Origin of the sequence: Pedobacter steynii, assembly GCF_900103665.1 — a bacterium.
Taxonomy (GTDB): domain Bacteria; phylum Bacteroidota; class Bacteroidia; order Sphingobacteriales; family Sphingobacteriaceae; genus Pedobacter; species Pedobacter steynii.
This window is the reverse complement of the sequence record NZ_FNGY01000002.1, coordinates 116,562-137,761: the sequence shown is the minus strand read 5'-3', so window position 1 is coordinate 137,761 and position 21,200 is coordinate 116,562. Positions and strand designations below refer to the sequence as shown.

At 41.2% G+C, this 21,200-nt stretch carries 19 protein-coding genes; 9 read left to right on the top strand and 10 right to left on the bottom strand.

Annotated elements, in window-relative coordinates; translation table 11 throughout:
* Positions 1-11 precede the first annotated feature (11 nt).
* From BLQ87_RS04950 to BLQ87_RS04930, 5 genes are all read right to left on the bottom strand, one after another.
* Positions 12-1,367 (bottom strand): MBL fold metallo-hydrolase, encoded by a 1,356-nt coding sequence (locus BLQ87_RS04950; protein WP_074605053.1) that lies wholly within the window; start codon positions 1,365-1,367, stop codon positions 12-14.
* Between the two features lie 86 nt (positions 1,368-1,453).
* Positions 1,454-1,867 (bottom strand): DUF6691 family protein, encoded by a 414-nt coding sequence (locus tag BLQ87_RS04945; RefSeq protein WP_074605052.1) that lies wholly within the window; start codon positions 1,865-1,867, stop codon positions 1,454-1,456.
* A 17-nt stretch (positions 1,868-1,884) separates the two neighbouring features.
* Positions 1,885-2,442, bottom strand: coding sequence for a YeeE/YedE family protein (locus BLQ87_RS04940; protein ID WP_074605051.1), 558 nt, complete (start codon positions 2,440-2,442; stop codon positions 1,885-1,887).
* Positions 2,443-2,446: 4 nt separating this feature from the next.
* Entirely contained in the window at positions 2,447-3,238 is a 792-nt protein-coding gene (locus BLQ87_RS04935) for a sulfite exporter TauE/SafE family protein (protein ID WP_074605050.1), read from the bottom strand.
* A gap of 74 nt (positions 3,239-3,312) precedes the next feature.
* Entirely contained in the window at positions 3,313-3,954 is a 642-nt protein-coding gene (locus tag BLQ87_RS04930; RefSeq protein ID WP_074605049.1) for a Crp/Fnr family transcriptional regulator, read from the bottom strand.
* 60 nt (positions 3,955-4,014) lie between these two features.
* Between BLQ87_RS04930 and BLQ87_RS04925 the strand changes: the two genes are divergently transcribed.
* The 3 genes from BLQ87_RS04925 to BLQ87_RS04915 all read left to right on the top strand — a co-directional run bounded on the left by BLQ87_RS04925 (position 4,015) and on the right by BLQ87_RS04915 (position 8,614).
* On the top strand, positions 4,015-4,881 hold the full coding sequence (locus BLQ87_RS04925; RefSeq protein WP_083361687.1) for a helix-turn-helix domain-containing protein: 867 nt from the start codon (positions 4,015-4,017) through the stop codon (positions 4,879-4,881).
* A 65-nt stretch (positions 4,882-4,946) separates the two neighbouring features.
* Complete coding sequence (locus tag BLQ87_RS04920) at positions 4,947-5,525, top strand: DUF417 family protein (RefSeq protein WP_074605048.1); 579 nt, start codon at positions 4,947-4,949, stop codon at positions 5,523-5,525.
* 104 nt (positions 5,526-5,629) lie between these two features.
* Complete coding sequence (locus BLQ87_RS04915; protein ID WP_074605047.1) at positions 5,630-8,614, top strand: glycoside hydrolase domain-containing protein; 2,985 nt, start codon at positions 5,630-5,632, stop codon at positions 8,612-8,614.
* Between the two features lie 70 nt (positions 8,615-8,684).
* Here BLQ87_RS04915 and BLQ87_RS04910 read toward each other — a convergent pair whose 3' ends face one another.
* Positions 8,685-11,825 (bottom strand): TonB-dependent receptor, encoded by a 3,141-nt coding sequence (locus BLQ87_RS04910; protein WP_074605046.1) that lies wholly within the window; start codon positions 11,823-11,825, stop codon positions 8,685-8,687.
* Positions 11,826-12,157: 332 nt separating this feature from the next.
* On the opposite strand from BLQ87_RS04910, the gene lpdA reads away from it, so the two are divergent.
* From lpdA to BLQ87_RS04895, 3 genes are all read left to right on the top strand, one after another.
* Positions 12,158-13,546, top strand: coding sequence for a dihydrolipoyl dehydrogenase (gene lpdA / locus BLQ87_RS04905; RefSeq protein WP_074605045.1), 1,389 nt, complete (start codon positions 12,158-12,160; stop codon positions 13,544-13,546).
* Between the two features lie 83 nt (positions 13,547-13,629).
* On the top strand, positions 13,630-14,469 hold the full coding sequence (locus tag BLQ87_RS04900) for an MBL fold metallo-hydrolase (protein ID WP_074605044.1): 840 nt from the start codon (positions 13,630-13,632) through the stop codon (positions 14,467-14,469).
* Between the two features lie 128 nt (positions 14,470-14,597).
* Positions 14,598-14,927: a YegP family protein gene (locus tag BLQ87_RS04895; protein ID WP_074605043.1), complete on the top strand. Its 330-nt coding sequence runs from the start codon at positions 14,598-14,600 to the stop codon at positions 14,925-14,927.
* 72 nt (positions 14,928-14,999) lie between these two features.
* On the opposite strand, the gene BLQ87_RS04890 is transcribed toward BLQ87_RS04895, so the two are convergent.
* Together BLQ87_RS04890 and BLQ87_RS04885 are read right to left on the bottom strand one after the other, a co-directional pair.
* On the bottom strand, positions 15,000-15,209 hold the full coding sequence (locus BLQ87_RS04890; protein ID WP_074605042.1) for a helix-turn-helix domain-containing protein: 210 nt from the start codon (positions 15,207-15,209) through the stop codon (positions 15,000-15,002).
* Between the two features lie 2 nt (positions 15,210-15,211).
* On the bottom strand, positions 15,212-15,871 hold the full coding sequence (locus BLQ87_RS04885) for a DUF2975 domain-containing protein (protein ID WP_074605041.1): 660 nt from the start codon (positions 15,869-15,871) through the stop codon (positions 15,212-15,214).
* A 351-nt stretch (positions 15,872-16,222) separates the two neighbouring features.
* Between BLQ87_RS04885 and BLQ87_RS04880 the strand changes: the two genes are divergently transcribed.
* Positions 16,223-17,083 carry a sigma-70 family RNA polymerase sigma factor gene (locus tag BLQ87_RS04880; protein WP_062547391.1) on the top strand — a complete coding sequence of 287 codons (861 nt, stop codon included), beginning with the start codon at positions 16,223-16,225 and terminating at the stop codon, positions 17,081-17,083.
* 109 nt (positions 17,084-17,192) lie between these two features.
* The gene (locus BLQ87_RS04875) at positions 17,193-18,641 is read left to right on the top strand and encodes a glyceraldehyde-3-phosphate dehydrogenase (RefSeq protein ID WP_074605040.1); all 1,449 of its coding nucleotides are present in this window, start codon (positions 17,193-17,195) and stop codon (positions 18,639-18,641) included.
* 72 nt (positions 18,642-18,713) lie between these two features.
* Here BLQ87_RS04875 and BLQ87_RS04870 read toward each other — a convergent pair whose 3' ends face one another.
* Positions 18,714-19,697, bottom strand: coding sequence for a potassium channel beta subunit family protein (locus tag BLQ87_RS04870; protein WP_074605039.1), 984 nt, complete (start codon positions 19,695-19,697; stop codon positions 18,714-18,716).
* A gap of 86 nt (positions 19,698-19,783) precedes the next feature.
* Here BLQ87_RS04870 and BLQ87_RS04865 point away from each other — a divergent pair, with 86 nt between their 5' ends.
* Positions 19,784-20,806, top strand: a complete 1,023-nt coding sequence (locus BLQ87_RS04865) for a M28 family peptidase (RefSeq protein ID WP_245723793.1) — start codon at positions 19,784-19,786, stop codon at positions 20,804-20,806.
* 3 nt (positions 20,807-20,809) lie between these two features.
* On the opposite strand, the gene BLQ87_RS04860 is transcribed toward BLQ87_RS04865, so the two are convergent.
* Positions 20,810-21,076, bottom strand: a complete 267-nt coding sequence (locus BLQ87_RS04860; RefSeq protein ID WP_172664847.1) for a hypothetical protein — start codon at positions 21,074-21,076, stop codon at positions 20,810-20,812.
* Between the last annotated feature and the right edge of the window lie 124 nt (positions 21,077-21,200).

Genomic DNA, 21,200 nt, shown 5'->3' with positions numbered 1-21,200 from the left:
CTTGATAAATGCTATTTTTCTGCTGAACTAAAATCGCGGACAGCTCCTCCTAAATCATATACCGGAATTTCCGCACCCAGTTCAGCAGCAATAATACTACTTCCTGCGGCACTCCGGCTTCCTCCTGCACAGTGTACCACAACCGGCTTTCCTGCAGGAACTTCTTTGATGCGCTCCCTGAGTTCCCCGAGCGGGATGTTCAGCGAATCGCTGAAAATGGTTTTCTTTTTAACCTCATTTTCATTTCTGACGTCAATGACCGTGAACGCTTCAGGATTACTGATAAAATATTCCAAAGGCATTACCGGCATGATCACATCTCCCGTATAGGTTACAAATGCTGCTTCGATGAAATCTTCATAGCCGATACTTGCTGTTCTCCGGATCAGTTCCGCTAATTGTTCCTGATCGGCAGCCGTCAGGTAAAATTTCTCCCTTGGTCTGACAATACTTCCCAGCCAGGTTTCAAACTTCTTGCCATACACAATGTTGACCGCTCCCGGTAAATGTCCTTCTTTAAAAATGTTTTCCGGACGGGCATCTACCACTAAAACATCCGCATCAAGCACTTCAGCATCAAGATTATTTAAAACCTTCACTTTTTCCATTTGGGGGCTAAACGCAGCTGCACCTTTACGGTTAAGGTCTACATCAAAGCCAAAATATTTAGGAATGAATGGCTGATCAGCGATGAGCTCCTTTACAAAGTCATCTTCTGTCATTTCCTGCAAAGACCAGTTGCTCAGCTTCTCAGCTCCTATCGTGCTTGAGTTCGCAGTACTCAATGCTTTACCACATAAGGTTCCGGAACCATGTGCCGGATACACCAATACCTCATCCGCTAATTTCATCATCTTATCTCTCAGCGAATGGTACATTTTCCTGGCCAGCTCTTCTCTTTTTGCCTGCAGGTTACCTACCGACTCTCTTAAATCAGGTCTGCCACAATCCCCGATAAACAAGGTGTCTCCCGTGAACACCGCTTTATCGCGGCCATCATGTTCCAATACAATGGAAATGCTGTCCGGAGAATGCCCCGGGGTATGCAGGCTTTTCAATTTTATTTTACCGAAACTGATCTCATCACCTTCATCAAAAGGTGTAAAAGGATAAGCTACGCCTGTTAAACTATGTGCATATATCGTTGCTCCTGTATCCTGATGAATCTGCAAATGACTGCTCACAAAATCAGCATGAGGATGCGTTTCTATTACACCGATGATCTCTGCTTCAAATTTCTTTGCAAACTCATAATAAGGTTCCGGATTACGGGAAGGATCGATCAGTATGATCTTTTGTTCACATTCGCTGACTATTGCATAGCTGTAATGGGCTAAAAATTCATCTTTAAATTGTTCTATAATCATCTTTATTGTTTTTAACGTAAAACCCTTTGTCAGCACAAATCTGGGCATTATGGACTACTTTTTTAGTGATGAAAGTCACACATTCTTTAATGAGGCAATTTATCTTTGATCAGTCCATATAGATAGGTTCCCAATAATGCACCTATAATAACGATCGCCATCGTCAGGTAACCATAGCCCAGGTTCACAAACATCGGTCCCGGGCAGGCGCCTGTTAAAGCCCAGCCCAAGCCAAAGATCGTTCCTCCGATCAGGTATTTAGTATAAGGCCGTTCTTTATCTTTGAATACAATCGGAAGATGTGAGGCGTCTTTCCATTTCATTTTTTTAATCAGAAATACTGATATCGCGCCCAGAACAACTGCTGTTCCGATGATGCCATACATTTGAAAGGACTGGAACCGGAACATTTCGTAGATCCGGAACCAGGATACCGCTTCCGATTTGATCATGACGATGCCAAAGAGGATTCCGGCAAGGATATATTTTATTGATTTCATGTGCTGTAGATTTAAGGTTACAGGATAATAGGAAGGATCAGCCAGGTCATGAGCAATCCGCCAATAAAAAAGCCAATTACGGCAACTAAAGAAGGAAGCTGTAAGTTCGACAAGCCGGAAATCGCATGTCCGGAAGTACAACCGCCTGCATATCTCGAACCGAATCCAACCAGAATTCCGCCCGACAACAATAGCAACCAGGTCTTAGGGTTGGACAATGCAGAAAGGGAAAACAATTCATCCGGATTCAGTGCGCCATTAAAATGGATGCCAAGGCCATTCAGATCTGCCACCGTGCTTGCCGACAATTGCAAATCATTTGGATTGCTCAGAAACTGGGCCGAAATCCAGCCCCCAATAATGGAACCCAATAAAAACAACAGGTTCCACTGTTGTGCCTTCCAGTTGAAATCAAAGAATTTCACTTTCTTTCCCGCACCTGTCATACTGCAAATGGTCCTTAAATTGGAAGAGAAGCCGAATGATTTTCCCCAGAAAATCAGCATGAGCATGATCAGTACGATCATAAAGCCAGAGAAATACCATGGCCAGGGTTGTCTGATGAAGTCTATCATAATGTTAAAGAATTTCTTTTAAGAGGATATAGGTCCCCATTAATAATACAAACCAGCCAAAGCCGGTTTTTAACTTTTTACTATCTACTTTCGCACTCATTTTACTTCCTACAAAAATGCCTGTCACTGCGATGGCGGTAATCTTTAGCAAAAAGAACCAGTCGATCTCGAAATGGCCAAAGTCGCCCGAAAAGCCAATTAAAGAGTTGAGTGCAATGATAAAAAGAGAAGTACCAATTGCTTCTTTCATCGGAAGGCCCACGAGCACCACTAAAGTTGGGATCAGCAGGAATCCGCCTCCGGCACCCAATAACCCGGTGGTTAAACCGATTCCTACACCGTAAAACAGCAACTTAGGCAAGTTCAGCTTTTCTTCTGCTTTTTCACAGGGCTCCTCGGCTTTGCCATTCCTGATCATGGCTATCGCTGCTGTCAGCATCAAAATGGCAAACAATACCATCATCAGCATTCTTTCCGTTAGCTCAAAGTGGTCGAATGTTGCAATGTGCTGAGGGATTGCAGGAATCAGGAATTTCCTCGTCAGCCATACCGTGCTGACCGAGCTGATCCCGAATAGAAAAGCCGTTTTCACCTGTACCAGGCCATTTCTATAATTCTGCCATGCACCAACCAAGCTTGTACATCCTACGATGAATAAAGAGTAAGAGGTAGACAGCAAAGGAGGAATTCCAAAAAGATAAACCAGCACAGGAACGGTCAGAATCGACCCGCCCCCTCCAACTAATCCCAAAGAAATACCAATCAACGCCGAGGCCAGGTATGCAACAACTTCCATAAATAATAAATAATAAGCTTAGGACAAATATGTAGATTCTTCCGCTGACATCAGGTGACTTTTGTCACCGGCCGTTAGTTTAACAATTCTATATAGTTTCTATACAGGCGGATTTCTCCTCTTTGTTCCATCTTTTTCAGTAACCTGGAGATGACTTCTCTTGAAGAATTCAGGTCAGTAGCAATTTCCTGATGGGTTAAATTCAGTTGTTTCGCATTCAGGTGTTCTCCCTGTTTTTTAAGATAAAAGCCCAAACGCTCATCCAATCCATTAAAAGCAATGCTATCAATCACCAGCAACAGCTCTTCAAATCTGGAGCGGTAAGTTTCCATCACAAAATAATACCAGCTGGGATATAACTTCATTAATTCGTCCATCAATGCGATGGGAACCATTAAAATTGTACTATCGTCTATTGCTTTTCCCATGATTTTACTCGATTCCTGCTTTGCAGCGCAGATCATAGAAAGCGCACAGGCATCTCCGGGTTCGAGGTAATACATAAAAAACTCATCGCCATCCGTTCCCTCCCGGTACAGCTTAACCCTTCCTTTTACAATCAGGACAGTGGACCTGAAATACTGCCCGGTTTGCATCAGGAGCTCCCCTGCTTTGAAGCTTTTCATGGTTACATGTGCGATTAATTTCTCCTTTAATGCCGGCTCAAACTGAGTAAATAATTCATGGATGTAATCACTAATGCTGTTTTGAGTCATGTTTTACGATATTTTAGGTGTTTCCCGCCTTAAATGTATGATTAATTCTAAATTTGAGTGATGGCCAGTATTCCCGCTAAAAAATATCCCTCCGCCTCCGGAGACTGTTTATTATCCCTTCAGGACATGGAAGCGGGGTCCTTGGCCTATCCCGGTCAATATTCACGTTATACCATTTTGTTTATAAAGGAAGGAAAGGGTATTTTTCAGGCTGATTTCGGCAATTTCTCATTTGAGGGACCCGTCATCTTTTTTGCCAACCCTTACCAGACCATTCATTTTAAGGAAGCTCCCTTGTCGAAGGTCCGGATGCTTCAATTTCACGGTGATTTTTATTGTATAGAATACCATAAGGCCGAGGTGGCCTGTAATGGATTGCTGTTCAACAACATCTTTCTCGAGCCTTCGATTTCATTGCTGCCGGAAGAGTCGGTTTCATTTTCAGAACTCCTTGCTCAGCTGGATACAGAACTTTCCCGACAGGAACCTAATGAAGCTGTTCTTACTGCCTATTTACAGTTGTACCTCGCAAAGGCGAGTCAGATCAAGTTAAAATCAGCACCAGCTGAATTTAAGAAAACCGATGCCCCGCTGGAAGATTTCAAAATTGCATTGGAGGCCAATTTCCTCCTGATGCGCAAGCCCTCGGACTATGCCGCTTTACTCAAGCTAAGTCCCAATGCTTTTGCAAAACGCTGCAGCCGTTATTTCGGCAAATCTCCTTCCCGGTTGATTCAGGAACGTGTGGTACTTGAAGCTAAAAAGAAGTTGCACCTGAGCCGGCATAGCATTAAAGAAATCGCTTATTCCCTGAATTTTGAAGACGAATATTACTTCAGCCGCTTCTTTAAAAAGCTGACAAAAGTATCTCCACAGACCTTCCGCGAGAAAACAGGAATTTCTATCATGGCTGATTTGTCCATCTGATATCCTTTATTGTCCATGGCAGGACCGCAGCGCTGAGGGTAAATTTGCAGGATAATAATAACGTCATGTCAAATAAATTATCTTCATTAATCCGTTCCCTTGCCGGTTTATCCGCTTTAAGTATTCGCCTGATCCGCATCTCTATTGCCATTGTCCTGATCTGGATTGGCGGTTTAAAAGTATACAACTATGAGGCCGAAGGCATTGTACCGTTTGTGGCAAATTCACCATTTATGTCTTTCTTTTATGCACATCCTGAGGATTATAAAACACATATGCAAAAAGAAGGAGAAGCCAATCCTGATAAAATTGCCTGGCATGAAGCCAACCATACATATCTTTTTTCCTATGGATTGGGCAGTGTTCTGGTGGTTCTTGGTTTCTTGTTACTGGTTAACAAATACCATCCCGGAATAGGAATGATTGGGGCTGGCCTGGTCATGATCATGTCTGCCGTCACCCTATCCTTCCTCATAACCACTACAGACTCCTGGGTCCCGGCTTTAGGAGATCCGGACCATGGTTTTCCATTGCTTTCCGCAAGAGGCAGGCTCGTCATTAAGGACATCATCATGATGGCGGGAGCTTTTGCAGCACTCTGTGATTCAGCAAAACAATACCTGAATTTAAAGGCGCTGAAATAAGACAATCCATGGCATCGCCTTTAAACAAACGTTTGCGTTGATTTATTTTCCCTGGCAGGTTAAATAACTGCTAATTTTAAATATAAATCAACACAACCGTTCGTATGAAAAAATACCTTGTACCATTTGTTTTAATCCTTCTTGGCGGTACTGCTACTGCCCAGGAATTAAAATACACCAATGGGAATGATGCCTGGAACCCCGACTCTCTCGGCAATCACCGCGTAGTCCTTAATGTCAGTACTGCGGGGAAGGTTGCCAAAGCAGTCATCCCATGGAGAAGAAGGGACCTTCAGCCGGAACAAAAAGAACTCTGGGTGGTAGATGCCAAAAGCAATAAGAGAATCACCCATGTAAAGATTGCGGATATTAACAGGGAGCAGGGTACCATTTATTTTGAGCCTACTTCCGGAGCCGGAACTTATTACGTCTACTATATGCCATATAAAGTAGATGGCCGCTCCAATTACCCTAATGCCAGCTATCTCAAAAGATCAACAGCGAATAATGACACCTGGCCTGCGTCGACAGACAAAGCTGCCCTTGTTAAGGTTCAGGAAATCCAATCGGTAAACGCGATGAACAGCAATTACCCAATGGAGGTGATTGCCACCGCAAAAGAGACCGGCGATCTGATCAGACAGCATCCGGACAAGTCTTATTTTGTCTTTCCTGAAGACCGTCTGAATCCGATAAAAATGACCGCAGACCTGCCTCAACGCTGGATTTTAAAAGGTTTAAAAAACAGCTTCTCGGCAACTGCTGCAAAAGGCGAAAACTTTGCTTTTCAGCTTGGGATCTATGCCGTTAAAAAGGACCTCAACAATGTTGAAATCAGGTTTACAGACCTTAAAAGTAAAACCGGAGGACGTATTCCTGCCTCTCTCCTTTCCTGTCTGAATACCGATGGAACAAACTGGAATACGCTTCCCTTACATAAAACAGTAAATGTTGCTAAAGATAAGGTTCAGTCCCTTTGGGTACTGGCCAATCTTCCAAAAGAGTTATCCGCAGGAAGCTATACCGGAACGGCCACGGTTTCTGCCAATGGTGCAGCGAAGACCACCATCCAAATCAGCATACAGATCAGCAATCAGCTGGCCGTAGAAGGCGGAATCAACGAGCCCTGGAAGCAAACACGGCTGACCTGGTTAAACTCTACCCTGGCACAAAAGAATGAGGTGATCTCGCCTTATATTCCTTTAGCGGTAAAAGACCAGACGATCTCCTTGCTGGGCAGACAAATCTCTTTAAACAAAGATGGTTTACCTGCACAGATCCAGACCTTCTTTACACCGGAAATGACAGAATTGTCTGCAACGGCAAAAGACATCCTGACAGAACCCATCCACTTCCATGTGACCGCCGCCGACCATAAAGACATCATCTGGAAAAATGGCCCGGTAAACTTTACAGAAAAACAACCTGGAACGGTACAATGGAATACCATCAATACTTCCGACAAATTAACCATGCAGGTAAATGGCGCTGTTGAATTTGACGGATTTCTCTCTTATACCGTTCAGCTAATTGCGCAACAGGACATCAGTCTGGATGATATCCGGCTACACATTCCATTTACCGAAGCGGCATCAAAATACATGATGGGCTTAGGACTTAAAGGCGGAAACAGACTGGATACCCTGAAATGGAAATGGGATGTAGCGAACAAAAACCAGGACGGCGCATGGATCGGCGATGTAAATGCCGGCTTACAATATTCACTGAGGGATCAGCATTATGTACGTCCGCTCAACACAAACTTCTATCTGCAGAAACCATTGCTCCTTCCTTCTTCCTGGGGAAATGAGGGCAAAGGCGGAATCCAGGTGTTTAAAAAGGGAAAAGCAATCCTGTCCGACAATTACAGTGGCAGCAGAACGATGAAAAAAGGAGATACCTTGTATTACAACTTTACCTTACTCATCACGCCATTCCATCCGATTAATACGGATTTTCAATGGAGCAACAGGTTTTATCATAAATATGAGAACCTGGATACCATCAAAGCAACCGGAGCTAACCTGATCAATATCCACCATGCGACTCCGATCAATCCTTTCATCAATTACCCTTTCATTGCGCATAAAGAGATGAAATCTTACATCAATGAGGCACACCTGAAAGGACTGAAAGTAAAAATCTACAATACGGTACGTGAACTCTCCAACAGTGCCTACGAAACCTTCCCGCTGCGAAGCCTTGGACACGAAATTTATTCTCCGGGAAAAGGTGGAGGTTATTCCTGGTTACAGGAGCACCTGGGTGAAGATTATATCGCCGCCTGGTATGTACCGGAAATTAAAGATGCAGCCGTCGTAAACAGCGGAATGAGCAGGTGGCACAACTATTACGTGGAAGGCATGAACTGGCTGGTAAAGAATGTAGGGATTGATGGCATCTACCTCGATGATGTCGCCTTCGACCGAACCACTATGAAACGTATAAAAAGGGTGTTAACCAAAGACGGTCATCCTGGAATTATTGACCTTCACTCGGCCAATCAATACAATAAGAGTGATGGTTTTAACAACAGTGCCAACCTTTATATGGAGCACTTCCCATACCTGAACAGATTGTGGTTTGGAGAGTATTTTTACTATGATAAAAACAGTCCGGATTTCTTCCTTACGGAAGTCTCAGGGATTCCATTTGGCCTGATGGGTGAAATGTTACAGGATGGAGGAAATGCCTGGAGAGGGATGGTTTATGGCATGACGAACAGGATGCCATGGAGCGATGGAGCTGATCCCCGTCCGATCTGGAAAGCATGGGATAACTTTGGCATGCAAGGCAGCAAAATGATCGGCTACTGGGTAGAAAACAATCCGGTGAAGAGTAATCAGGCAAATGTGCCTGTGACTATTTACAGAAAAGATAAAAGTGTTTTAGTGGCGCTGGCCAGCTGGGCAAATGAAGACACCAAAATCAGGTTAAACATCGACTGGAAAGCATTAGGCATGGACCCGGCAAAGGCAACGATTACTGCAGCTGAAGTGAAGAACTTCCAACCGGCTGCAAGCTTTAAGGATCAGGAAGAGATTACTGTACCGAAAGGAAAAGGCTGGATGCTCGTGATTAAAGAATAACAGGAAATACAGCATACGAAAAATCCCCTCTCCTTTATCAGGAACGGGGATTTTTTATATTTGAGAGTAATTAGTTGAAGATATATCTGATACCGAATTGTGCTGCCCAACGGGAACCTATCTGATCAACAGTATAAGCTTTTCCAGTTGAAGGAGCCCTAAATGTATAGCTACCTGAATTGTAAGAGATTAATGAACTTGCGCTATTGCTTAAGAAATAAGCTCTTCCCCAATCTTTATTGATCAAATTACCAACATTAAATACATCTACTGATAATTGAATCTTATTTGATGAACCTTTAATCAACGCACCTAAATCTTGCATCAATCTTACGTCAAATGAATGTTGCCAAGGCATACGTGCACCATTACGTGCTACATATTCACCTCTTTTGCTTTTCAAATAAGGATCATTCTCGATAAAGTTATTTAAGCTCGTCCATTGATCTGCAATGCTAATTGCTGGTGACGGGTTTGCTCCGGTAGTAACAGCAGGAATAATGGCGAGTTTAATGTCTGAAAGAGTTCTAGGTACAAATAGTAAATCATTTCCGTTTGAACCGTCTCCGTTAAGATCACCATTATAAAGGTAAGTATATGGATTTCCTGATCTACCTGCGTAGAATACTGCAATAGAGGTTCCGAATAATCCTTGTTTACCATATCTTACACCGTAGTTTAAACTACCTACAATTCTATGTTTAGTATCAGATGTAGAATAAGCTAAAGGCGTATTATTTGGATCAAGTACAATCTGGTTAAACTGCCAGTTAGATACTGCTGTCGAGCTCGTACCGCTATTCACATCTTTTGCCTCACCATAAGTATAGGCAACCGAAGCTCCGAAGCCACTGGCAAATTGTTTCTGCAATTGAGCCGTTAAGCTATAAGCAGAACCTTTGTTACTGTTTTGAAGTAAAATAGCATTAGTTACTTTTGAATCTACCTTCGGACCACTATAGGTAGGTCTTAGGTCACTTCCACCAGTAAAGGTAGGGTTCAATGTACCCGATTGACCTTTAATATTGATGTCTTTATAGGTAATGTTATTTAATGTTTTGCTGTAAATGGCTTCTAAAGTTGCAGAAATACCAGCAAATAGTTTGAAATCAGCAGCAAAATTAGATCTGAAAACCTGAGGTAATCTAAAATTTTCTTCGATTAAATTTAACTGGTAGTTACCTGGGGTTCCTACAGTAGATTGCAAGTTTGGATCAGGCTGAAAACCTCCTGGAATTGGAGCTGCTGCAGTACCAGTAACCCTTACTTCGCCTGTCAACAAACCTGTATTTGTAAACTGGTTAGATAACCATACAAAAGGAACACGACCGGTAAAGATTCCTGAACCTCCTCGTAATTGTAAACTTCTGTCACCAAATACATCGTAGTTAAAACCAACTCTTGGTGCTACCAAAGGAGTGCTTTTAGGTGTCCTGTCTGTTCTGTAACCAAAAGATTTTTCAGCAGCTTCGTTGCGTCCTGGTTTGTCAAAGAACAAAGGAACATCAACCCTTAAACCAGCAGTCAGTCTGAATTCAGGAGTTACCTGGATATCATCCTGAGCATAGAAACCTAATTGTGCAGCGCTAAATTTAGCTTCAGGATTCTGGCCGTTGATAGGGAAAATCACCTCTGCTCTTGAAGGAGCATTATTTTCAAAGTCGGTAAGACTTCTAAACTGCCAGTAACCATATCTGTTGTTTACAAACAAGTTTCTGAACTTATAAAACTCATTGTGGGTACCAATTGTGAAGGTATGGTTACCTGCAAAAATTTTAAAGTTATCTGTAATTTCAAAAATATCCTGATCTAATGCATTAGCAGTACTGCTTCTTTCTGAACCGAAAGCAACGATATTACCTGAAGCATTAAAGTTTTGTATCTCTACATGAGGGAATAAAGATCCTGAAGTTGATCTTGCGTCTCTGATTCTTGAATAACCTAATAATAAGTTGTTAGATAAAGATTCAGATAGCTGGCTTCTTAACTCTAAAACACTAATATTTTGGGTGCTATTGTTTCTACCACCGTTGTTGCCAAATTTAAAACTTGTACCAGAGCGCGACAATACGTCATCATATGCCTTGATATAATTATGACGAACCATCAATTGATTTTTAGAGTTGATGTTCCAGTCTAGTCTCGCAAAGACCTTGTCATTTTGAGTTTCAGCATCTTGTCCTCCATAAGAACCGACATCATAGTTATACTTATTCTTAACATAACTAGCAAGGCTCGCTGCCTGCTCTGTAGTTAATACTGCACCTTGTTCACCAGCATTATTCACTGTTGGCTGAGCTTTTCTACCTAATTCGCCATTCACGAAGAAGAACAATTTATCTTTGATAATCGGACCACCGATTCTAAAACCATACTGATAATCAGAGAATTTGGCTGATTTCAAACCATTAGGTGTCTTACCCACTGTACCTTGATTTCTACCGAAAAAATAAGCTGACCCTTCTACTTTATTAGTTCCTGAACGAGTAATTGCATTCACACCAGCTCCGGTAAAGTTACCATAAGTAATGTCATAAGGAGCTAAAACTACCTGAATCTCCTGAATCGCATCTAAAGAAATAGGCTGAGTATTTGCACCACCACCTGGAGTAATTGAACTACTTGAAGCAGCAAAAACATCATTATTTACAGCGCCATCAATTGTAATACTGTTGTAACGTTGATTTGCGCCACCAAAAGAGTTACCATTTGCCTGTGGAGTCAAACGGTAAAAATCAGATAAAGATCTGCTCAACGTTGGCAGGCTCTCTAATTGATCTTTACTAATGCTGGTCGAAGCTCCTGTTTTTTTGCTATCAAAGACTTTACTTTTTACACCAACAACCTGAACCTGATTTAAAGTAACCCCTTCGTCATTTAAAACTACGTTTAACGCGAATGGTTCACCCAGTCTCAAAACGATACCGTCATATTCCTGAGCCTGATATCCAACAAATGTCACTACTACTTTGTAAGCACCACCAACACGCATGTTGGAAATGTTAAAGCGTCCTTCTGAGTTTGTTCCGGCGGTGTAAGTAGTTCCCGTCGCTATTTGAGTAGCTTTAACACTTGCTCCGGGTAATGGCCCCTTAGCATCGCGGACACTACCTGTCATTGTTGATGTGGTCACCTGAGCCATTGCTGTAGAGAACGTTCCCGCAAAGACTAAGATCATAACCACGAAATTAATTAGTAATGATTTCTTCATACTTTTTTGAATTACTTTTCGTTTTTTTATGATATTCCAATATTAAATATCGCGACAAAGGTAAATATTAATTTATCCTACAGTCTGATTTCAATGTTAAATTATTATTAAATATCACAATATTTTTCAACATTTAACATGTTATTTAACATATCTAACTTTCAGTTTACCAGCAAATTGTTTTTTCTGCAAAAACTGATCTCCTTCATAAAAATGTAACATCTTCAAATTATATCACCTAAAACGTCTTTACAAAAATCTTAGAAGCGGTATTAATGAACAATTTTTTTAATTTTGGCAATTACTTAAGTTAAAATTCCTTTATATAAGATATGAACTACGATGTAATTGTAATAGGCAGCGGTCCTGGTGGATATGTAGCTGCAATAAGAGCTTCTCAGTTAGGTTTGAAAACTGCAGTAGTAGAACGCGAATCTTTAGGCGGAATCTGCCTTAACTGGGGTTGTATCCCTACCAAAGCCTTGTTAAAAAGTGCACAGGTTTTTGAATACATCAACCATGCTGCTGAATACGGGATCAAAACCGCAGCGGCTGAAGCTGATTTTGCTGCTGTAATTAAACGCAGCCGTGGTGTTGCCGATGGCATGAGCAAAGGTGTTCAATTCTTAATGAAGAAGAACAAAATTGACGTGATCATGGGTACCGGTAAAGCAAAACCTGGAAACAAGGTGGAAGTTAAAGCTGCCGACGGCACACAGAAAGAATATACTGCAACCAGTATTATATTGGCTACAGGTGGCAGATCAAGAGAATTGCCTAACTTAAAACAAGACGGTAAAAAAATCATTGGCTACAGACAGGCGATGGTCCTTCCTGAGCAACCGAAATCTATGGTTGTTGTAGGTTCAGGCGCCATCGGCGTGGAATTTGCGTATTTCTATGCCACACTGGGAACGAAAGTTACGGTAGTTGAATTCATGGAAAACATCGTTCCTGTGGAAGACGAAGACATCTCAAAACAACTATTGCGCAGCTTCAAAAAAGCAGGTATAGAAGTGATGACTTCTTCGAGCGTAGAATCTGTTGATACCAGTGGTACAGGTTGTAAAGTTCAGGTAAAAACAGCTTCAGGCATGCAGACTTTAGAATGTGATATCGTTCTTTCTGCTGCTGGTGTAGTTGCCAACATAGAAAATATAGGTTTAGAAGAAACCGGCATCAAAACTGAAAAAGGTAAGGTAATCGTGGATGAATTCTACAATACCAACGTAAAAGGTTATTATGCAATTGGTGATATCGTTTCTGGTCAGGCTTTAGCACACGTAGCTTCCGCAGAAGGAATCATCTGTGTAGAGAAAATTGCTGGTCATAAACCAGAACCTTTAGATTACAACAACATCCCGGGATGTACTTATTGCAGCCCTGAGATCGCTTCTGTTGGTTATACGGAGAAAGCAGCGAAAGCTGCCGGATATGAATTGAAGATTGGTAAATTCCCTTTCTCTGCTTCAGGTAAAGCCAGCGCTGCAGGTGCTAAAGATGGTTTTGTAAAAATGATCTACGATGCCAAATACGGTGAATTGCTTGGTGCACACATGATCGGTGCAAATGTTACAGAAATGATCGCAGAGATCGTAGTAGCCCGTAAACTGGAAACTACAGGTCATGAAATGCTGAAATCTGTACACCCTCACCCAACCATGAGTGAAGCAATCATGGAAGCAACTGCTGACGCTTACGGTGAAGTAATTCACTTATAATCCATAAATAAACGATGAGAAAAACCTGTTGAGCTTTCAACAGGTTTTTTTTTACTTTTATATTTTCCTTAACCGAATGCGATATGAACTTACATACAATTGATACCGGATTATTTAAATTAGACGGGGGCGCCATGTTTGGTGTCGTTCCAAAATCTATCTGGCAGAAAAGCACTCCTGCTGATGCGAATAACATGTGTACCTGGGCCATGCGCTGCCTGCTGGTTGAAGACGGAGATCGCCTGATTTTGATCGACAATGGTATTGGCGATAAACAGGATGAGAAATTTATGGGGCATTATTACCTTCATGGTGAAGCTACCTTAGACAAATCCCTGGCCGCAAAAGGATTCTCCCGGGATGACATTACCGATGTCTTTTTAACGCATTTACATTTTGACCATTGCGGAGGTTCCATTGTCCGCCAGGGAGATAAACTTCGCCCTGCGTTTAAAAATGCCTTTTACTGGAGCAATGCCAAACACTGGGATTGGGCAGTAAATCCCAACGACAGAGAAAAAGCTTCTTTCCTGAAAGAGAACATCCTGCCGATCCAGGAAAGCGGACAATTGCGTTTCGTCGAAGATGTGGAGGGCGTTTCCTTTCATGAGGGCATCAATATCCGTTTTGCTTATGGCCATACCGATGCAATGATGCTTCCCCAAATCCAATATAAAGGTAAAACCCTGGTATATATGGCAGATTTACTACCTTCGGTAGGACACATTCCTTTGCCTTATGTCATGGCTTATGACATGTTCCCTTTGACCACCCTGACAGAGAAGAAATCTTTCCTTCAGGAAGCCGCAGAGAAAGAATACATCCTGATGTTGGAACATGATGCAGTTAATGAGTGTTGTACACTTCAACAGACAGAAAAAGGCATCAAACTGGACCGTACCTTTGACCTGGCGAGCATTTAACACTGCTGAATCCCCTCCTGCTGAACCTTTAACAGAAAAATAATGTAACCGATTTTTGTTTAACCTTTGTTTTTTTATAAATTGGATTATTAAAGTCAACCTAGAAAACTAATTTAAAAAAAACGATTATGGGAAAATTCGAGATCAAAACACGAAAAAACAACGAATTTCAGTTCGATCTGAAAGCAGGTAATGGCCAGGTCATCTTAACAAGTGAAGGTTATACCACCAAGAGCAATTGCATCAATGGAATTGAATCCGTTAAAAAGAACTCAAAAGACGACAGCAAGTTTGACAAAAAAACCTCGACAAACGGAAAGCCGTATTTTAATTTAAAAGCCACGAACGGACAAGTGATCGGAACGAGTGAAATGTATGAATCAGAAGCAAGTCGCGATAACGGAATTGAATCTGTGAAAAAGAATGCGCCGGAAGCGGAGATTTCAGATCTGACCTAATACCTAAAAAATATATTCAGCCTGTCAGCTTTCGGTATTCCGAGAAAACTGACAGGCTTTGTTTTTATTTTGTTATTCGGCTGCGCTATATTCCAGAATATCTCCAGGCTGACAATCCAGCACTTCGCAGATCGCATTCAGCGTCTCCAATCTTACCGCCTTTGCTTTACCTGTTTTCAAGATAGAAAGGTTCGACATCGTAATCCCTACCCGCTCACTTAACTCGGTAAGGGACATCTTTCTTCTCGCCAGCATCACATCTAAGTTCACAATGATTGCCATAATTACACAGTTAACTCCTGTTCTTCCTTCAATTGATGTCCTTTTTTAAATACATACATGATCACCATCGTTACCATCCCCACCGCAAACAGGGTATAATCAAGATCAAACGCATAATTGACCTGATATTCGGTAAATCTAAAGAACTCCAGCTGGATCAGAAAATTAATCAGGTCAACCACAAGTAATAATAAACTCATCGAAACACAGTATAAACCAATCGCTTTAATCCTGTCTATATTCACCAAAGTAAAGATTTCTCCCCTCGATGAGTCCCCAAGAAACCTAAATAAATTAAGCAATATCAAAACTGTTAAAATCAGGATAGTCGTCATTAATACGAAGGCACATACTTTGTATAAAAAGACCTGACTACTGCCTTGCTCTTTACTAAAAACATCTCCTGTAACCAGGTATTCCTTTTCCAGTTTAAACCTATAGCTGCCCTGTCCACTGATCTGAAGTGAATCTCCTTCCTTACTGATGACATTTTTAAATATAGCTGCATGAAAACCGGAATGCGGTCCATCTATCGCAGGTGTTTCATTCCAACCCTTCATAAAAGCCGATCGGTGCTGGTAAATTCCGATTAAAAAAACTACCGAAGAGATGGCGATCAGCAAAAACCTGATCAGGCGAATAGATTTAAGATCTTTTTTCATTTCTTTTCATTTTATGTCAGTTTGGCTTCTGCTATTCCTGCCGGAATAAAAATTTCAGCTTTAGGTAATTTTTACTTTCTGACTTCTGCAAGACAAAGGACATTTCTATGCAAACATAAGGCATTTATTATTATAATTCAAAAAATATTTATTGATTTACAATAAATACATGCCAATAATCAATAAGGGCTCAAAATACTGACAAAAGTATTTTGGAATAATTATTGCTGTTAAAATATTGTAGAAATAACAGTTGTAAACTGTAACATTTTCAGGAATTTATGTTTTCAAATTGCCTTTAAATTCTTACTTTTGCACGTTCAAACACATAACGAGTACCAAAGCATATAAATGAGACAACTCAAAATCACGCAATCCATTACCAATCGCGAAAGTCAATCTTTAGACAAATACCTTCACGAAATTGGTAAAGTAGATTTAATCACCGCCGAAGAAGAAGTAATATTAGCAAGAAAAATACGCGAGGGAGATCAGGCCGCATTAGAACGTTTAACAAAGACTAACCTACGTTTCGTGGTTTCCGTAGCAAAACAATACCAAAATCAAGGTTTAACATTAGGAGATTTAATTAATGAGGGTAACCTTGGTTTAATTAAAGCTGCAAAACGTTTTGATGAGACCAAAGGTTTTAAGTTTATCTCTTATGCGGTTTGGTGGATCCGTCAGTCTATATTGCAGGCAATTGCAGAGCAAAGCCGTATCGTTCGTTTGCCATTGAACCAGGTTGGTTCCCTAAGTAAAATCAGTAAAGCCTTCTCTAAATTAGAACAGGAATTTGAGCGTGAGCCTTCTCCGGAAGAACTGGCAGATATCTTAGAAACTACAGTAGATAAGATCTCCGATACTTTAAGTAACTCCGGTCGTCACGTATCTATGGATGCACCATTTGTTCAGGGTGAAGAAAATACATTGTTAGATGTATTGGAAAATCACGAGCCAAATACAGATAGCAGCCTGATCAACGAATCTCTTTCTGAAGAGATCAAACGTTCCCTGTCTACACTAACGGAGCGCGAACGTGAAATCATCGTTCTTTTCTTTGGATTGAGCACCAATCATCCCCTGTCTCTTGAAGAGATCGGTGAGAAATTTAACTTAACCCGTGAACGTGTTCGTCAGATCAAAGACAAAGCCCTACAACGTCTTCGTCATACTTCAAGAAGTAAAATATTAAAATCGTACCTGGGATAAGCAAAATTCAGCTCAGCCAGCCAGACGGTAAATTATATAAGTAAAAAAGATTGGGTACTCGCTCAATCTTTTTTACTTTTGTGCCATTCTAACCAAAAATATTCCACGCATGCTAAAGAAATACCAATCCGAATTCCAAAGTTGGATTGAAAAAGAAAAAAAAGCGATTGAATTGATTAACGTTGTTGGCCAATTGTGGTTCGACAGATCTATTGAACTGGTACTATTCCGTAAACCTTTATTTGATGTTGGAAGCAGTGAAATACTTGCGCATCACCAATATGCAAAAGAAGTAAGCGGCAAAGACATCAGCATTTACGAAACACTGGAACTTGCCGTTACCATTTCTAAATGTAACCTCGCCCCGTCACGTGTTGACATTGGCAGACTGGCTTCAGAATGGCTGGAAGACAACAACAATTACCCTACAATGCACGACTTTGTAGTGAGCAAACTCAGCAAACACATCGGTAAAGACAAAATCAGCCTGAAACCTAAAGACGTTGTTCTTTTTGGGTTTGGACGTATTGGACGTATCGCTGCACGTGAACTGATCCTTCAGGCAGGTAAAGGAGAACAATTGCGTTTAAGAGCAATCGTTACCAGAAGCTATAGCGATGAAGAACTGATCAAAAGAGCGGAACTATTGCGCACAGATTCAATCCATGGTCCTTTCAATGGAACGATTGTAGAGGATTTTGAAAACAAAGCACTGATCATCAATGGTCAGACGATCTTTTTCATCGAAGCAAAACAACCTGATGAAGTGGATTATACGCTTTATGACATCCATGATGCTTTACTGATTGACAATACAGGAATTTTCCGTGACCGTGAAGGTCTGGGCAGACACCTGACTGCCAAAGGAATCAGCAAGGTATTATTGACTGCACCTGCTAAAGGAGATATTCCTAACGTAGTGGCAGGAATCAATGATGCGCATATTGATTACGCAAATGAAACAATTTTATCCAATGCATCCTGTACCACCAATGCCATTGTACCGGTATTGAAGTTAATTGATGATGCTTTTGGAATCGAAAAAGGACATATAGAAACGGTTCACTCGTATACGAACGACCAGAACCTGTTAGACAATTACCATAAAAAATATAGAAGAGGCAGGGCTGCTGCATTAAACCTGGTGATCACAGAAACCGGTGCAGATAAAGCAGTCGCAAAAGTAATCCCTCACCTGGGTGGAAAGCTAACCGGAAATGCAGTGCGTGTTCCTACACCAAACGTTTCCCTGGCCATCCTGAACTTATCGTTAAACAAAGTGACTTCCAAAGAAGAAGTAAGCGAGATTTTAAGACAAGCTTCTCTTTTCGGTGACCTGTCTGAACAAATCGAATACTCCATCTCGAATGAGCTGGTAAGTACCGATTTAATCGGAAACAGTCATGCTTCCATCGTTGATGGCCCGGCAACGATTATGGCGAAAGACAATAAATCAGTAGTACTTTATACCTGGTATGACAATGAATATGGCTATACCAGACAGGTGATCCGCCTGGCTAAAAAATTAGCGGGTGTAGTGAGGCTAACTTATTACTAGTCGCTTTAAAAAGCAATAAAAAAGGCCGGTGTTTATACAAAACACCGGCCTTTCTCATGTATAGTTATCTTGTTAAAAATGTGGCAAATGCGGCTTGGTCTGCATGATCTCCTCGATACTGGTCAGCACCTCTTCCGTTAACAAAGGAAACACTTCCAAAGTAGTCAGGTTTTCTTTGAGCTGTGCCGTTTTCGAAGCACCCAAAATCACCGTACTTACATTCGGATTTTTAAGACACCAGGCCAATGACAACTTCGCCAATGGAATATTTAACTCATCAGCCAATCCCTGCAGTTTCTCCGCCTTTTTAAGCTTCTCCTCGTTTAAAACTGCATCCTTCAACCATTCCATCCCTTTTAGTTCCAGACGGGTATCTTTGGTGATGCCAGAAGTATATTTACCAGACAGTAATCCCGACGCCAATGGCGACCAGATCGTGGTGCCCAGTCCGTATTCTTTGAATAGCAATAGGTATTCGTTCTCCATCTTATTCCGCTCCAACAGGTTGTATTGAGGTTGTTCCATCGTTGGACCAATTAAATTGTATTGCTTTGCTACCCCGATCGCTTCCATGATCTCCGAAGCACTCCATTCAGAAGTTCCCCAGTACAAAATTTTCCCTTGCTGCAATAGGGTATTCATTGCCCATACGGTTTCTTCAATCGGCGTGTTCTTATCTGGCCTATGACAAAAATAAAGATCAAGATAATCTACCTGCAAGCGTTTCAATGCGGCGTTACAAGCCTCAATCACGTGCTTGCGCGATAAACCAACCCTGTTCGGCCCTTTGTTCTCTGTTCCAAAAAACACTTTACTGGAAACCACAAAGGATTCCCGCTCCCATTTACGGGATTTAAGGATTTTACCCATCACCTCTTCTGACTTCCCTTCTGCATAACCCTCTGCATTGTCGAAAAAGTTAACCCCGGCATCATAAGCGATCCCCATTAACTCATCCGCTGTTTTATCGCTGATCTGTTGTCCGAAGGTAAGCCAGCTTCCCAAAGAAAGCGCACTTACCTGTAATCCCGACTTACCTAAACGTCTATATTCCATTTATATCTTGTTTTTAATGATGTATTGAGCTGAAATTACCTCATATCATCAAAACATTCAATGTTCATTTAAGTTTTGACAATCACATGTCGAAGGAGATATCGGCGAATATAATTACCTTTAGCTCAGTAGAACCAGATCAAAAGATGAAAGCATACCTGTTATTACCACTCGTTGTATTGTTGAGTTGCAATACCGTAAAGAAACCTGCACAAGCACAAACTGCCCGGCATTTCTCAAAAGCAGAACAGCAATTACTTAAAGATGTGGAAGTCCTCTCTTCGGATGCGTATGAAGGACGCAAGACAGGCACCAAGGGTGCAGAAATGGCAAGGACATACATCAGCACCAGATTTAAACAAATCGGCTTAAAACCAATCCCTTTGCTTTCCGGATATGAGCAGGTCTTTTCTTTCAAAAACAATAAAGGTGTAGAGATCTCCGGAAAGAACATGCTGGCCTGCATTCCCGGAAAAAATGAAGAGATTATTGTAATTTCCGCTCATTATGATCATGTGGGCATCATGAATAACGAAGTCTACAACGGGGCGGACGACAATGCCTCAGGCATCGCTGCCTTGTTAAAATTTGCAGAATACTATAAAAACAACAAACCCAACTATACGTTAATCTTTGCTGCTTTTGATGCAGAAGAAATGGGCTTAAGAGGATCAAAGGCATTTGTAGAAAAGCCGCCTGTAGCCTTGGAAAAGATTAAGCTAAACATCAATATGGACATGATCAGCCATAATGACAAAGGCGAACTGTATGCCTGTGGTACCTTCAAATATCCGGAATTAAAGAAGTATTTCATCACTACAGATCCCCGGATCAAAGTATTATTGGGGCATGACGATCCTAAAACAGGTCATGAAGACTGGACAGACCAAAGCGACCAGGGTTCATTTAATGCAAAAGGCATTCCTTTTATTTACTTCGGTGTGGAAGACCATAAAGATTACCATAAGGCCTCAGATGAATATCAGAACATCAACAAAAAGTTCTTTATCGATGCTGCAGCTTCCATTCTGGAAATCATCAACAACATCGATAAAGAACGTAATCTTAAATCCATCTTCAGAGAGAAACTGAGGATGAAAAAGCAATAAGCCTTAAAATTCTATAGCTAATAAACTGATCAAAGGAATGTGAATTCCGTTTTTCAGCTGGATGTACTTTTCTGTTACTGACCATACGGTTGTAGAAACCGTTCGTGGCCCTTCCTTGGTATTGAAAGAAATATCTGCCTTAGATTTAAACTCATTTCCAAGTCGCTGTGCAGAGTTCAGCTTATCTCTCAATTCTTCTGTATGGTTTTGTTCAGCAGGTATGATCTGACTGATGTCTATTGACTCTTTTTCGATTAATTCCCCTATCATAATATAATGCCTTAATTCTAATTAAATATGCGTTTAAACAATTAAAATCGCAATAAAAACAGATACTTCAAAGTCATTTTTACATAATTGTGTAAATAGGCTTTTACATTCAAAAAAATCAACT

Coding starts and splice junctions, on each gene's coding strand:
- BLQ87_RS04950 (WP_074605053.1), bottom strand. CDS start 1,367: ATGATTATAGAACAATTTAAAGATGAATTTTTAGCCCATTACAGCTAT.
- BLQ87_RS04945 (WP_074605052.1), bottom strand. CDS start 1,867: ATGAAATCAATAAAATATATCCTTGCCGGAATCCTCTTTGGCATCGTC.
- BLQ87_RS04940 (WP_074605051.1), bottom strand. CDS start 2,442: ATGATAGACTTCATCAGACAACCCTGGCCATGGTATTTCTCTGGCTTT.
- BLQ87_RS04935 (WP_074605050.1), bottom strand. CDS start 3,238: ATGGAAGTTGTTGCATACCTGGCCTCGGCGTTGATTGGTATTTCTTTG.
- BLQ87_RS04930 (WP_074605049.1), bottom strand. CDS start 3,954: ATGACTCAAAACAGCATTAGTGATTACATCCATGAATTATTTACTCAG.
- BLQ87_RS04925 (WP_083361687.1), top strand. CDS start 4,015: ATGGCCAGTATTCCCGCTAAAAAATATCCCTCCGCCTCCGGAGACTGT.
- BLQ87_RS04920 (WP_074605048.1), top strand. CDS start 4,947: ATGTCAAATAAATTATCTTCATTAATCCGTTCCCTTGCCGGTTTATCC.
- BLQ87_RS04915 (WP_074605047.1), top strand. CDS start 5,630: ATGAAAAAATACCTTGTACCATTTGTTTTAATCCTTCTTGGCGGTACT.
- BLQ87_RS04910 (WP_074605046.1), bottom strand. CDS start 11,825: ATGAAGAAATCATTACTAATTAATTTCGTGGTTATGATCTTAGTCTTT.
- lpdA (WP_074605045.1), top strand. CDS start 12,158: ATGAACTACGATGTAATTGTAATAGGCAGCGGTCCTGGTGGATATGTA.
- BLQ87_RS04900 (WP_074605044.1), top strand. CDS start 13,630: ATGAACTTACATACAATTGATACCGGATTATTTAAATTAGACGGGGGC.
- BLQ87_RS04895 (WP_074605043.1), top strand. CDS start 14,598: ATGGGAAAATTCGAGATCAAAACACGAAAAAACAACGAATTTCAGTTC.
- BLQ87_RS04890 (WP_074605042.1), bottom strand. CDS start 15,209: ATGGCAATCATTGTGAACTTAGATGTGATGCTGGCGAGAAGAAAGATG.
- BLQ87_RS04885 (WP_074605041.1), bottom strand. CDS start 15,871: ATGAAAAAAGATCTTAAATCTATTCGCCTGATCAGGTTTTTGCTGATC.
- BLQ87_RS04880 (WP_062547391.1), top strand. CDS start 16,223: ATGAGACAACTCAAAATCACGCAATCCATTACCAATCGCGAAAGTCAA.
- BLQ87_RS04875 (WP_074605040.1), top strand. CDS start 17,193: ATGCTAAAGAAATACCAATCCGAATTCCAAAGTTGGATTGAAAAAGAA.
- BLQ87_RS04870 (WP_074605039.1), bottom strand. CDS start 19,697: ATGGAATATAGACGTTTAGGTAAGTCGGGATTACAGGTAAGTGCGCTT.
- BLQ87_RS04865 (WP_245723793.1), top strand. CDS start 19,784: ATGTCGAAGGAGATATCGGCGAATATAATTACCTTTAGCTCAGTAGAA.
- BLQ87_RS04860 (WP_172664847.1), bottom strand. CDS start 21,076: ATGATAGGGGAATTAATCGAAAAAGAGTCAATAGACATCAGTCAGATC.